Consider the following 13,447-nt stretch of genomic DNA (forward strand, 5'->3'; position numbering starts at 1 on the left):
ATAGAAACCGGGGCGCTGGCGCGCCCATCGCGGGTCAAGCCCGCTCCCACCGGGATCGCACGATACCTGTGGGAGCGGGCTTGACCCGCGATGCTTTAAAGGCTCAGCGCTTGACCGCGCCGGGCCTGCACTGCTGCGCACGCTTGCTCAGCAGGTCGAACACCGCCGGGTATGCCGGCCGTTCGACATAGCGCCCGGCGCCGCGCTCGGCGCGCAGGTCGCCGTCGGCCCACACCAGCTTGCCCTGGCTGATGGTATGGCTGGGCACCCCGCGCACCGTCTTGCCTTCGAAGATGTTGAAGTCGACATTCTGGTGGTGGGTCTTGGCCGAGATGGTGCGCGTGCCGTGCGGGTCCCACAGCACCAGGTCGGCATCGGCGCCGACCCGCAGCGCACCCTTGCGTGGGTACAGGTTGAAGATCTTGGCGGTGTTGGTGGAGGTGAGGGCGACGAAGTCCTGCATCGACAGCCGGCCGGTGTTCACGCCTTCGTCCCACAGCACCGCCATGCGGTCCTCGATGCCCGCCGTGCCGTTGGGGATACGGCTGAAATCGTCACGCCCCGCGGCCTTCTGCTCGGCGCAGAAGCAGCAATGGTCGGTGGCGGTGGTATGCAGGTTGCCCGATTGCAGCCCGTGCCACAGGGCCTCCTGGTGCCCGCGCGGGCGAAATGGCGGGCTCATCACATAGCCGGCCGCCGTCTGCCAGTCGGGGTGCTGGTACACGCTGTCGTCCAGCAACAGGTGGCCGGCCAGCACTTCGCCGTACACCGGCTGGCCCTTGGCGCGGGCATAGGTGATCTCGTCCAGCGCCTCGCGGGTGGACACGTGCACCAGATACAGCGGGGTGCCGAGGGTTTCGGCAATGCGGATGGCACGGCTGGCCGCTTCGCCTTCCACCTGCGAAGGGCGCGACAGCGGGTGCGCTTCGGGGCCGGTGATGCCCTGGGCCAGCAGCTTGCGCTGCAGGTGGTACACCAGCTCGCCGTTCTCGGCATGTACCGTGGGCACCGCGCCCAGCTCCAGGCAGCGCTCGAAGCTGCCGACCAGGGTGTCGTCGGCGGCCATGATCGCGTTCTTGTAGGCCATGAAGTGCTTGAAGCTGTTCACCCCGTGGTGGTTGACCAGCTCGGCCATTTCCTCGCGCACCTGCTCGCTCCACCAGGTGATGGCCACGTGAAAGCCGTAGTCGGCCGCCGATTTCTCGGCCCAGCCGCGCCACTGGTGAAAGGCTTCGAGCAGCGATTGCTGCGGGTTGGGGATCACGAAGTCGATGATCGAGGTGGTGCCGCCGGCCAGGCCGGCGGCGGTGCCGGTGTAGAAGTCCTCGCTGGCCACCGTGCCCATGAAGGGCAGCTGCATGTGGGTGTGGGGGTCGATGCCGCCGGGCATCAGGTACTGCCCGCTGCCATCGAGCACGGTACAGCCGGCGGGGACGTCGAGGTTGTGGCCGATGGCCTGGATCAGGCCGTCTGCGCAGTACACGTCGGCCGGGTAACTCTCGTCATGGGTAATCAGGGTGGCGCCACGAATCAAAAGCGTCATCACGAAGCTCCTCGCAGGCTTGACCGGTTGCTACCGGCTCTAGATTTTTGTCGTGATCGGCGCCGGAGTAATCCTGTCATCGCCGTCAAGAATTGAATCTAGTTGGCGATCCGGGATTGGGCAAGATTATTTTTTATATGCTTATTCTGTTTTCAACTTATTGAAAAATAAGAATAAAACTTCTTTTTACGGGTTAGGAGAGGTTTCTGGCGAGTCCTGTCTTGCTTGACAGGATGCGTAAATGGTCAAGATTTCTCAGATCACCTGACCGTGATTGCCTTACCTGCACGCGCAAGACTCCGGCGCCTCATCGCGAGGTGCACATAACCAGAAAAGTGGAGCGGCCAATGCACCAGACCCGATCGCAAGTGAGCGAGCGTGACGGCTTGTTCGAGCTCGACGCCGGCACCGACGTCCTCGACAGCCCTCGCTACAACCATGACATCGCCCCGACCAAGGTGGGGCAGCGCACCTGGAACAAATGGCACATCACCGCACTGTGGGTCGGCATGTCGATCTGCGTGCCCACCTACACCCTGGGCGGGGTGCTCACGGCGTATTTCGGCCTGACGGTGGGCGAGGCGCTGCTGGCGATCCTGCTGGCCAACACCATCGTGCTCATCCCGCTGACGCTCAATGCCTTCCCCGGCACCAAGTACGGCATCCCGTTCCCGGTGCTGCTGCGCTCCTCGTTCGGCATCATCGGCTCCAACGTGCCGTGCCTGATCCGCGCGCTGGTGGCGTGCGGCTGGTTCGGTATCCAGACGATGTTCGGCGGGCTGGCCATCCACCTCTTCCTGGGCTCGTTCTGGCCGGAATGGAAGGCGCTGGGCGGCACCGGTGAGGTCATCGGCTTCATGCTGTTCTGGTGCCTTAACCTGTGGGTGGTGCTGCGCGGCGCCGAGTCGATCAAGTGGCTCGAAACCCTGTCGGCACCGCTGCTGGTGCTGGTGGGTGCCGGGCTGCTGGTGTGGGCGCTGCCCAACGTGTCGTTCAGCGAACTGCTGGCGCAGCCGCCCAAACGCCCCGAAGGCGCCAGCGTGACCGGCTACTTCTTCGCCGGGCTGACCGCCATGGTGGGTTTCTGGGCCACGCTGTCGCTGAACATCCCGGACTTCAGCCGCTACGCCCGAAGCCAGAAGGACCAGATCCTGGGGCAGATCTTCGGCCTGCCGCTGACCATGTTCCTGTTTGCCGCGCTGGGGGTAGTGCTGACCGCTGCCTCGGCCTCGCTGGTGGGCGAGACGGTGTCCGACCCGGTGAGCCTGATCGGGCATATCCAGAGCCCGCTGTGGGTGGCGCTGGCCATGGCGCTGATCATCATCGCCACACTGTCGACCAACACCGCGGCCAACATCGTTTCGCCCACCAACGACTTCCAGAACCTGGCGCCCAAGTGGATCGGGCGTACCACCGCCGTGCTGCTGACCGGGCTGGTGGGCCTGCTGCTGATGGCCCATGAGCTGCTCAAGAAACTCGGCCTGATCGTCTCGGACGTGAGCCTGGAGTCGGTGTATTCCAACTGGCTGCTGGGCTATTCCAGCCTGCTGGGGCCGATTGCCGGGATCATGGTGGTGGACTACTTCCTGCTGCGCAAGCAGACCCTCGACCTTGCCGGGCTGTACCGCGACGACGTGTACCCGGCCTGGAACGCGACCGGCTTCATCGCCTTCGGCGTGCCGGTGGTGCTGACCCTGTTGTCGCTGCACAGCCCGGCGTTCAGCTGGTTCTACGACTTCGGCTGGTTCACCGGCTCGGCGCTGGGCGGGGTGATCTACTACGCCCTGGGCAGCCTGAAGGGCGCGCGTGCCACCAGCCTCAAACCCACCGTGTAACCCCACGGCCCGCAGAGGCCGGCCAAGCAGGAGATGCTCATGCAAACCGCTAAGGACGTTCTGCAAAGTACCCAGGCCCACATCGATGGCCAGCGCCTGTGGCAGTCGCTGATGGAGCTGGCGCAACTGGGTGCCACCGCCAAAGGAGGCGTATGCCGCCTGGCCCTGACCGACCTGGACCGCCAGGCCCGCGACCTGTTCGTGCAATGGACCGAGGCTGCCGGCTGCACCGTCAGCGTGGACGGGGTGGGCAACATCTTTGCCCGCCGGCCCGGGCGCAACCCGCAACTGCCACCGGTGATGACCGGCAGCCACATCGACACCCAGCCCACCGGCGGCAAGTTCGATGGCTGCTTCGGGGTGCTGGCCGGGCTGGAAGTTCTTCGTACACTCAATGACTTGCAGATAGAAACTGAGGCGCCACTTGAGGTTGTGGTGTGGACCAACGAGGAGGGCTCGCGGTTCGCGCCGTGCATGATGGGCTCGGGCGTGTTCGCCGAGAAGTTCACCCTTCAGGAGACGCTGGCCAAGCGCGATGCCCAGGGCGTGAGCGTGGGCGAGGCGCTGAATGCGATCGGCTACGCCGGCACCCGCGCGGTCAGTGGGCACCCGGTGGGCGCCTATTTCGAGGCGCATATCGAGCAGGGGCCGATCCTGGAGGACCAGCGCAAGACCATCGGCGTGGTGCTCGGCGCGCTGGGGCAGAAATGGTTCGACTTCACCCTGCGCGGTGTCGAGGCCCACGCCGGGCCGACCCCGATGCACCTGCGCAAGGACGCCCTGGTAGGCGCCAGTGCGGTGGTGGCGGCGGTCAACCGCGTGGCTCTGGAGCATCAGCCCCATGCGTGCGGCACGGTGGGCTGCCTGCAGGCGTACCCGGGCTCGCGCAACGTGATCCCCGGCGAGGTGCGCATGACCCTGGATTTTCGCCATCTGGAGCCGGCGCGGCTGGACTCGATGATCGCCCAGGTGCAGGAGGTGATCGCCGCGACCGCGCAGCAGCACGGGCTGACCTACACGCTGACGCCCACCGCGGACTTCCCGCCGCTGTACTTCGACAAGGGCTGCGTGGAGGCGGTGCGCAGCGCGGCGCAGGGGCTGGGCATGTCGCACATGGACATCGTCAGCGGGGCCGGGCACGACGCGATCTTCCTGGCCGAACTGGGCCCGGCCGGGATGATCTTCGTGCCGTGCGAGGGCGGCATCAGCCATAACGAAATCGAGAATGCCGACCCGAAGGACCTGGCGGCTGGGTGCGCCGTGCTGCTCAGGGCAATGCTGGCGGCGGCGCAGGCGGTGGCGCAGCGTGAAGCTGCTTAACTACATGAGGTTGTTGGCTTATCTGATTGATTTATATGAAATAAAAATTACAACTTAAAGTGGTTTCTAGGTTGTGGATGCTGGCCTCTTCGCCGGCAAGGCCGGCTCCTGCAACGCCAGTAGGAGCTGGCGTTGCCGGCGAAGGGTTCACCAGGCCCGGCAACAGCCCAGCGTTTTTTTGTCGATTGCCCGGCGCAGCCTGTATAAACTGCACGCCACCTTGCTGGTCGCTACCTGAACCGGCAGCTGAAACAAGAGAGTCGAGATGGGCGCACAGTGGAAAGCCAAGCATAGAGAAGTAGCAGCCAACGCCAAGGGCAAGATCATGGGCAAGCTGTCCAAGGAGATCCAGATCGCGGCCAAGGCCGGTGCCGACCCGGACATGAACCCGCGCCTGCGCCTGGCCGTGGAACAGGCCAAGAAGGCCTCGATGACCAAAGAGACCCTGGAACGTGCCATCCGCAAGGGCGCGGGCCTGGATGGCGACGCGGTGCAGTACCACCACGTTACCTACGAAGGCTTCGCCCCGCATCAGGTGCCGCTGATCGTCGAATGCCTGACCGACAACGTCAATCGCACCGTGGCGCAGATTCGCGTGCTGTTCCGCAAGGGCCAGCTGGGCGCTTCGGGTTCGGTGGCCTGGGACTTCAACCATGTCGGCCTGATCGAAGCCAGCCCTGAAACCCCTGATGCCGACCCGGAAATGGCCGCCATCGAAGCCGGTGCACAGGACTTCGCGGAAGGTGAAGAAGAGGGCTCGACCCTGTTCATCACCGACACCACCGACCTGGACGCGGTACAGAAGGCCTTGCCGCAACAGGGCTTCAAGGTGATCTCGGCCAAGATCGGCTACACCCCCAAGAACCCGGTCAGCGGGCTCAGCGACGAGCACATGGCTGAAGTCGAGGCATTCCTGGAAGCCATCGACGACAACGACGACGTGCAGAACGTGTACGTCGGCCTGGCGGGCTGATAACCCACTTCGCCGGCAAGGCCTGCTCCTACGCCTCTTGCAGGAGCCGGCCTTGCCGGCGAAGCACCCGTTCAACCTGCGCAAAATCCGGCCTTGCCAGCACCTGCGGTTGAACACAGCTCGCCTGCAAGTCCGCCAGTTCCTCTGACGCCTCCCCGCAACACGCCAGCAGTTCCCCCAACAACACCCCGAACGCCCGCACCTCGATACGCTGCAATGCGTCTGCTGCAACACTGCCATCCTGCGCAAAGAACGATGCCGCGCCAAAGTCCCCGAGCACCGCGTTGCCCTGTGCATCGCACAGGATGTTGTGCGCGTACAGGTCGCCGTGGGTGATGCCGCGCTGGTGCAGGTGCGCCGCGACCGACGCGATGGCCGTCGCCAGCCGGGTTGCGGCTTGCAGGCCAAGGCACAGGTCAGGCGGGTAGACGTCTCGGGTGCAGGTTTGCAGGCTGGGCGGCCCGGCCAGGGCAGACAGGTGGGTGCCCACCAGCGCCATCAGCAACCCCGGCACCTGGTGCGGGTGGTTGGCTACCTGCCCCAGCAGCGGGATCAGGTTCGGGTGGGCGCCAGCTGCCACGCACGCCTGCATTTCGTTGAGCGGCGAGCCATCGCTGGTCATCTGGCCCTTGTACAGCTTGAGCGCCGCCTTTCGGCCCGCCACCTGCACGCGGTGAATCACCCCGGAGGCGCCCTGGCCCAGCACCTCGCCCAGCTCGAGGGCGTGCCAGTCGATGGCGTCGCACCGGCCCGGCGCCTGCGGCGCCGCAAGGCCCTGGGGCAAGGGGTTGCCGGCATACGCCAGCCACGCCAGGCGGGGCATCGTCAGCAGCCACTGGGGCAGTTCGCTCAACCGGTTGGCCGACACCCGCAGCAGTTCGAGCCGCTGGCACCGCGCAAGGCTGGCCGGCAGGGCGCGCAGGCGGTTGCCCGCCAGCATCAGCTTTTGCAGCTGCTGGCAGTCGCCCAGTGCGTCGGGCAACTGTTCAAGGCAATTCTCGGTCAGCACCAGTGCCCGCAGGTTGGGGCCCAATGCGGCGGCCGGCAGGTGCGTGATGCGGTTGTTGCGCAACCCGACCATTTCCAGGCGCAGGCACTGGCCTACGCTGGCCGGCACCTCGGTGAACCGGTTGTGGGAGCAGAACAGCACCTTGAGCCGGTGCAGCCGGCCCAGGTCATGGGGCAGGCTGCTCAACGCATTGCCGCTCAGGTTGAGCACTTCGAGGCTGTCGGCCAGTTCGAAGATCTCATCCGGGAACTGCGTGAGCCCGCAGCTCAGGTCGAGGCGGGTGGCGCCTGCCAGGCGGCCGCGCCTGAGGTCGTCGAGGGTGTGCATGAAGGGGCTGCAAGGGCAATGAAGACGGCGGCGATGATACCCGACTTAAGTACCATGGCAGGCGCGCAATTGGCGTCCATACTCGATATTCGCCCTTTTAATAACAACAAAGTTCAGGGTTACCGATCGATGACTTACCAGCACAGCTACGACCGCTCCATTGCCGACCCCGCTGCGTTCTGGGCCGAACAGGCTGACCACCTGGCCTGGTACCGCAAGCCTGCGCAGACCCTTGTGGCCAACCCGGACGGCACCCACCAGTGGTTTGCCGACGGGCAACTCAACAGCTGCTACCTGGCCCTCGACCACCAGATCGAGCAGGGCCGTGGCGAGCAGACCGCACTGATCTACGACTCGCCCGTCACCGACACCCGCCAGACCTTCACCTTCGTGCAACTGCGCGACGAGGTGGCGCGCCTGGCCGGCCTGCTGCGCGAGCTGGGGGTGAAGCAGGGCGATGGGGTGATCATCTACATGCCGATGGTGCCGCAGGCGGCCATGGCAATGCTGGCCTGCGCCCGCATCGGCGCGGTGCATTCGGTGGTGTTCGGTGGCTTTGCCGCCAACGAGCTGGCCCTGCGCATCGACGATGCGCGGCCTGCGCTGTTGCTCACCGCCTCCTGCGGGCTGGAGTTCGACCGCGTCATCGAGTACAAGCCGCTGGTGGACAAGGCCCTGCAACTGGCCACCCACCAGCCGCGCCAGGTGCTGGTGCTGCAGCGCCCGCAGGCCCGCGCCGAGCTGCGCGAAGGCCGCGACCTGGACTGGCAGGCGGCAGTGGCTGCGGCCAGCCCGGTGCCACCGGTGGCCTTGGCCGCAGGCGACCCGCTGTACATCATGTACACCTCCGGCACCACCGGCAAACCCAAGGGCATCGTGCGTGAGAACGGCGGCAACGCCGTGGCGCTGCGCTTTGCCCTGCGCCATATCTACGGCATGCAGCCGGGGGATGTGTGGTGGGGCATCTCCGACGTGGGCTGGGTGGTGGGGCACTCGCTGATCGTCTACGGGCCGCTGATGAACGGCTGCACCACAGTGTTCTACGAGGGCAAGCCGATCCGCACCCCGGACGCTGCCGCCTACTGGCGCGTGGTGGAGCAGTACCGGGTCAACGGGCTGTTCTGCGCACCCACGGCCATGCGCGCAATCCGCAAGGAAGACCCGCAGGGCGAGCTGTTCAAGCGCCATGACCTGAGCTCGCTGCGCCAGATCTTCCTGGCCGGGGAAAAACTCGACTCCAGCACCCATCAATGGCTGGAGGCGGCCAGCGGCAAGGCCGTGCACGACCACTGGTGGCAGACCGAAACCGGCTGGCCGGTGACCGCGCCCTGCGTCGGGCTGGAAGGTTGCGGGGTGCGTCCGGGTTCGAGCAACCGCGCCGTGCCGGGTTACCACGTGCGCGTGCTGGACGACGACGGGCACCTTCTGGGCCCCAACGAGCAGGGTGCCATCGTGATCGCACTGCCGCTGCCGCCCGGCTGCAGCCAGACGCTGTGGGGCGACCATGCGCGCTACCTGCAGGCCTACCTGCATAGCCACCCCGGCTACTACCACACCGGCGATGGCGGCTACCTCGACGAGGACGGTTTCGTCTACATCATGGGGCGCACCGATGACGTGATCAACGTGTCCGGGCACCGGCTGTCCACCGGCGAGATGGAAGACCTGGTGGCGCGCCACCCGGCGATTGCCGAGTGCGCGGTGGTGGGGGTGCGCGACGAAATCAAGGGCCAGGTGCCGTTGGGCCTGGTGGTGCTCAAGGACGGGGTCAGCCTGAGCGAGCAGCAGTTGCAGGCCGAACTGGTGGCCAGCGTGCGCGAGCAGATCGGCGCGCTGGCCTGCTTCAACCAGGTGCGGGTGGTCAAGCGCCTGCCCAAGACCCGCTCGGGCAAGATTTTGCGGGCGGTGCTGCGCAAGATCGCCGACCACCAGCCTTACACCCCGCCCTCGACCCTGGACGACCCGGCCGTGCTGGCCGAGATCGAAGGGGTGCTGGCCAGCCTGGCGCGGGCCAGCTGAGGGTCAACCCGGGCAGGCTACCGGGCCCAGCACATTGAGCTGGCCCAGCCGGCTGCGGGTGCGGGCCAGGTCGATGGCGCTGCCGCCCAGGCTTTCGCACAGCGAGGCCTGGCCGACCAGCACCAGGTGCTTGTCCTGGTCATACAGCACGTCCACCAGGTTGATGAAGCGCTGCTGCGCCGCCATCGAGCACTGCGCCAGGTCCGGCAGGTGCTCGATCACCCAGTGGTCGTAGCGGCGCGCCAGCTCCAGGTAGTCCATCACCGCCGTGGGTTGCTCGCAGATCGCCTCGAAGCTGAAGCCTACCGCGCGCTCCTGGCTGAACAGGGCGTGCAGCGAGCGCTTGCCCACCTGCAGCCTTACCGGCGCGCCGGCGTGATCCAGGCCGGCGGCATGGCGCTGCGCCGGGCTGCCGGGCCAGAGGTAGTGACCCTGGGTGAAGCGCTGCTGGCTGCCGGAGGCCGGGTGGCTGCGGTAGTCCTGCTCCCCGCCCACTTCAAGCACCTGCATGTGCGCCTCGATCAGGCGGATCACCGGTTCGAAGCGCTGGTGGTAGAGCGGGTTGGGCAGCAGCCCGGCAGGCGGGTAGTTGGAGGTCAGCAGCACGAACACGCGGCGCTCGAACAGCGCCTTGAACAGGCCGGTGATGAGCATCGCGTCGCCGATGTCGTGCACGTGGAACTCGTCGAAGCACAGCACCTGGCAGCCTTGCAGCAGCTCGTCCAGGGTCGCGCCCAGCGCATCGTCCTGCTGGCGATGGCGGAACATGCCCTCGTGCAACTGGGCGAAGAAATCGTGAAAGTGCAGGCGGCGCTTGTGCGGATGCTCCAGTGACTGGAAGAAGCCGTCCAGCAGCCAGCTCTTGCCCCGTCCCACCGCCCCGTACAGGTACAGGCTGCGCGCCGTGCCGTCAGCCAGGTGCGCGGCCTGCTCGGCCATGCAGGCGATCACCCGCTGCTGGCCGTGGCTCAAGGTATAGCCCTGCTCATCGGCCTTTCGTCGGAAGAATTCATCGACTTCAACAGCCGCCAGGCGCTTGGCCGGCGGGTGTGCACGGGCAGCCAGGCGCTGGCGCAGGGCACGCAGCGGCGAACGGATCCAGGACGGCGGTAAGGCGGTCAATCTCAGGCTCCTTGGGGGTGCCGGGCACAGGGGCCGGCTGAGTGGGCGGCGCTAATGTACCGAATAGGGGGTTGGGCTGCCAGTCATGTCGTGCCTGGCAGGTCATGTAGGAAGGTTCTTGTACGCGGCCTATACATTTCCGAGCTTGCTGGCAGGTTTTTCTTCGGCTGCTACCCTCTGGAACAGATGGATCCTGCATTGCAAGGAGGGTAACGGTGAAGGGACGCTCTCTGGCTGCGCTGCTCGGGCTGGTTGTCGCAGACGCTGCCGCCGCCGCAGATTTTCTGGTGGAAGTTCGCGTGGATGTACAGCGTGGTTGCCAGCTGGTGCACCAGACCCGCGATGCCGGCGCCCAGGCCCAGGGCCTGCTCGACTTCGGCCGTACCGCGCGCCTGGACGATCCGCAAGGCCCGCTGACCGGCGCCTTGCTGCAACAACGCCCCCCACGTCTGGAATGCAACCCCGATACGCTGTACCAGGTAAAGGTCGATGGCGGCCAGCATGGCGGCGTCGGCGAGGTGCGCTACCTGGCCAGCGACACGCCACAGGCCCGTCCCATCCCGTACCGCCTCTACCAGGACCCGGCCTGGCGCACTCCGCTGGCGGTGAACATCGCCCAGCACGCACGCGTACCCGACTCGGGGTCGGTGGAACTGCCGCTGTACGCCCGCATCGACACCCTGGCCCAGGTGCCCCGTGTCGGCCATTACTCGGACTTGCTCAAGGTGACCGTCACCTGGTGACCCTGTGCGTGCTAAAGGAACTGGCAGCATGAAGACATCGCAGATTCTGTTGATCAGCCTCGGGCCCTTGCTGTTGTGTCCGATGGCCAATGCCGCCCTCAGCGGGCATATCCAGGCACGCCTGGTGATCAGTGCAGCCTGCCAGATCAGCAATGTGCCGGACGACAGCCCGGCCGGTGGCGGCCTGGGCCTGCTGGACTTCGGCACCCAGGGGCCAAGCTGGGCCCGCCCGCTGAGCGCCAACCTCGACCAGACCGGCGGCAGCGGCACCCTCCAGGTCAGTTGCAACCCCTCGGTGCGGGCCTTCACGGTGAGCATCAATGGCGGCAGCAACGATGCCAACGGCGTGCGCCGCCTGCGCAACGGCAGCGAGCTCATCCCCTACCAGCTGGCGGCCGATCCAAGCGGTGCAGTGCGCTACGGCATCGGCCAACAGCGCAACTTCTCGATCAGCAGCGCTGCGCAAATCCCCATACCGATCTACGGCGCCGTGGTGGCACACCCCAGGGCGCTGCCGGCCGGCATCTACCGTGACACCCTGATGGTGACCCTGGACTGGTAACAACAAGGAGTGACTCATGCATCCCAACGTCTCACGCATACTCTTCGCCGGGCTTGGCCTGGCCCTTGCCAGCCAGGCCCAGGCGGCCACGGTCACGGGCAATATCAACGCCACCCTGACCCTGACCGCGGCCTGTCAGGTGAACGGTTCGACCGCCACCACCGGGGTCAACTTCGGTAACCTGGATTTCGGCTCGCAGATTGCCCTGTTCACCGAGGCCAGCGCCCAGGTGATCGGCACCGGTGGTGGCGGCGCCATCAGCGTGCTGTGTTCGCCCGGTGCCACGCCGGTGGTGAAGGTGGGCGCAGGCGCGCATGACGCGGCCACCACCGGTGGCAGCCGCGCGCTGGCCATGGGCACCAACTACGTGCCCTATGACTTCTATACCGATGCCGGGCACACCAATCTGCTGGCAATCAACGGCACCATCACCCTCGCCACCAGCACCGGGGTGGCGCAGACCGTCAACCTGTACGGCCGCGCCGTGGGCAAGCCGTCGCTGCCGCCAGGGGTGTACACCGACACGGTGGCGGTCGAGCTGAGCTTCTAGGTCATGCGCCGGTTGCTCGGTGGCCTTGCGGTGCTGGCCTGGGCAGTGCCCATGCCGCTGGATGCCGCGCTCACCAGCACGCTTCAGGTCAGCGCAACGATTGCGGCAGGTTGCCTGGTGGTGGGCGGCGCCAGCAACTACGGCACCCTGGACTTCGGCACCCGTCCGGCGCTCGGCGCCGCCAGCGTGAACACCCAGCTGGCAGGCACCACGGTGACCCTGCAATGCACGCCCGGGGTGGCCCTGAAGATGAGCGTCGACGGTGGCCTGAACAACAACGGGGTACGCAACCTCAAGCGCACCAGCGGTACCTCGCTGGTGGCCTATCAGTTGTACCGCGACGCGGCCTTGTCCCAGGTGCTGGGCATCGGTCAGCTCGTGGCGGTCAGTTACAGCGATCCGACGGCGATCAAGCTGCCGGTGTATGCGCAAGCCCAGTTACCCGGCGTGTTGCCGGCGGGCACCTACACCGACGTGGTGCAAGTGGTGTTGTCCTGGTGAGTGCGCTCCCGGGGTTGTATCGGAACAAGCCAAAGGAGAGGGTGCATGGCGCTGTACGCACGTGGATGGCAAGGGATGGGCAAGTGGCTGCTGGTGGGCGCCTTGCTCGGCGCAGGGGGCGCCCAGGCGGCCACATCGGTGTTGATCTGGCCGATCGACCCGGTGCTGGAGGCCGACCAGAAGGCCGGGGCGTTGTGGTTGGAAAACCGTGGCACCACCCCGGCTAACCTGCAGGTCAGGGTGTTCGCCTGGCGCCAGGACGGGTATGACGACCAGTTCCAGCCCCAGCGCGAGATCATCGGCAGCCCGCCGGTGGCGACCATCAAGCCGGGCGAGAAACAGCTGATTCGCCTGACCCGCACCGGCCAGTCGCCGGCCGGCCAGGAACAGGCCTACCGCATCATCATCGACGAAATCCCACCCGCCCTGCCGGCCAGCGATGCGCAGACTTCCCAGGCGCAGATCCGCTTCCAGATGCGCTACTCGGTGCCATTGTTCGTCTACGGCCAGGGGCTGTGGAGCAAGCCGGACGCCGAGGGCAAGCGTGATGCAGCGGGCGTGGGCACGCCGTTGCTGAGCTGGCGACAGGTATCGCAGCAGGGCAAGCCCTTCGTCGAGATCCGCAACGTGGGGCCGGTGCATGCGCGCCTCACCGATGTGGTGATGCAGCAGGGCGCCCAGAGCAAGCCGCTGGTCGACGGCTTGCTGGGTTATGTACTGCCCGGCGCGACCATGCGCTGGCCGGCACCTGCAGCAGCCTCGGCGGCCAGTGTGCTCAAAGGGCGCGTCAACGGGGCCGAGCCGCCCCAGACCATCAACCAGGGCCACTGAGCCCGGCGCCTCAAGGGCGCATGAAGATGGAGCAGGGGCCAGGGAGGACCCGGACATGGTGGGACGGCGTGCGTGAGTACTTCTCTGGCCTGCACCCGCAGCGTGACGCTGG

The 13,447-nt window shown here is 66.4% G+C and carries 12 protein-coding genes; 9 read left to right on the forward strand and 3 right to left on the reverse strand.

Annotation, left to right across the window (positions count from 1 at the left end; genetic code table 11):
- Positions 1-103 precede the first annotated feature (103 nt).
- On the reverse strand, positions 104-1,543 hold the full coding sequence (hydA, locus tag NJH59_RS14930) for a dihydropyrimidinase (protein WP_054914390.1): 1,440 nt from the start codon (positions 1,541-1,543) through the stop codon (positions 104-106).
- A 347-nt stretch (positions 1,544-1,890) separates the two neighbouring features.
- Between hydA and NJH59_RS14935 the strand changes: the two genes are divergently transcribed.
- The 3 genes from NJH59_RS14935 (at position 1,891) to NJH59_RS14945 (ending at position 5,671) form a co-directional block, all read left to right on the forward strand.
- The gene (locus tag NJH59_RS14935; RefSeq protein ID WP_043863977.1) at positions 1,891-3,378 is read left to right on the forward strand and encodes an NCS1 family nucleobase:cation symporter-1; all 1,488 of its coding nucleotides are present in this window, start codon (positions 1,891-1,893) and stop codon (positions 3,376-3,378) included.
- A gap of 39 nt (positions 3,379-3,417) precedes the next feature.
- The gene (locus NJH59_RS14940; RefSeq protein ID WP_253086946.1) at positions 3,418-4,698 is read left to right on the forward strand and encodes a Zn-dependent hydrolase; all 1,281 of its coding nucleotides are present in this window, start codon (positions 3,418-3,420) and stop codon (positions 4,696-4,698) included.
- 265 nt (positions 4,699-4,963) lie between these two features.
- Positions 4,964-5,671 (forward strand): YebC/PmpR family DNA-binding transcriptional regulator, encoded by a 708-nt coding sequence (locus tag NJH59_RS14945; RefSeq protein ID WP_043863975.1) that lies wholly within the window; start codon positions 4,964-4,966, stop codon positions 5,669-5,671.
- A 28-nt stretch (positions 5,672-5,699) separates the two neighbouring features.
- Here NJH59_RS14945 and NJH59_RS14950 read toward each other — a convergent pair whose 3' ends face one another.
- Positions 5,700-7,007: a leucine-rich repeat-containing protein kinase family protein gene (locus NJH59_RS14950; RefSeq protein ID WP_104572535.1), complete on the reverse strand. Its 1,308-nt coding sequence runs from the start codon at positions 7,005-7,007 to the stop codon at positions 5,700-5,702.
- Between the two features lie 129 nt (positions 7,008-7,136).
- On the opposite strand from NJH59_RS14950, the gene NJH59_RS14955 reads away from it, so the two are divergent.
- Positions 7,137-9,026 (forward strand): propionyl-CoA synthetase, encoded by a 1,890-nt coding sequence (locus NJH59_RS14955; protein ID WP_078481714.1) that lies wholly within the window; start codon positions 7,137-7,139, stop codon positions 9,024-9,026.
- A gap of 3 nt (positions 9,027-9,029) precedes the next feature.
- Here NJH59_RS14955 and zapE read toward each other — a convergent pair whose 3' ends face one another.
- Positions 9,030-10,103: a cell division protein ZapE gene (zapE, locus tag NJH59_RS14960; protein ID WP_253086962.1), complete on the reverse strand. Its 1,074-nt coding sequence runs from the start codon at positions 10,101-10,103 to the stop codon at positions 9,030-9,032.
- 260 nt (positions 10,104-10,363) lie between these two features.
- Here zapE and NJH59_RS14965 point away from each other — a divergent pair, with 260 nt between their 5' ends.
- From NJH59_RS14965 to NJH59_RS14985, 5 genes are all read left to right on the forward strand, one after another.
- A complete protein-coding gene (locus tag NJH59_RS14965; RefSeq protein ID WP_078481712.1) occupies positions 10,364-10,891 on the forward strand; it encodes a spore coat U domain-containing protein in 528 nt (175 codons plus the stop codon).
- A gap of 28 nt (positions 10,892-10,919) precedes the next feature.
- Positions 10,920-11,453: a spore coat U domain-containing protein gene (locus NJH59_RS14970; protein ID WP_043863971.1), complete on the forward strand. Its 534-nt coding sequence runs from the start codon at positions 10,920-10,922 to the stop codon at positions 11,451-11,453.
- A 16-nt stretch (positions 11,454-11,469) separates the two neighbouring features.
- Positions 11,470-12,003 carry a spore coat U domain-containing protein gene (locus NJH59_RS14975; RefSeq protein ID WP_043863970.1) on the forward strand — a complete coding sequence of 178 codons (534 nt, stop codon included), beginning with the start codon at positions 11,470-11,472 and terminating at the stop codon, positions 12,001-12,003.
- Between the two features lie 3 nt (positions 12,004-12,006).
- A complete protein-coding gene (locus NJH59_RS14980; RefSeq protein WP_043863969.1) occupies positions 12,007-12,504 on the forward strand; it encodes a spore coat U domain-containing protein in 498 nt (165 codons plus the stop codon).
- Between the two features lie 75 nt (positions 12,505-12,579).
- A complete protein-coding gene (locus NJH59_RS14985) occupies positions 12,580-13,335 on the forward strand; it encodes a molecular chaperone (protein ID WP_229590270.1) in 756 nt (251 codons plus the stop codon).
- Positions 13,336-13,447: the final 112 nt, after the last annotated feature.

It is taken from the genome of Pseudomonas sp. VE 267-6A (assembly GCF_024126555.1).
Taxonomy (GTDB): domain Bacteria; phylum Pseudomonadota; class Gammaproteobacteria; order Pseudomonadales; family Pseudomonadaceae; genus Aquipseudomonas; species Aquipseudomonas palmensis.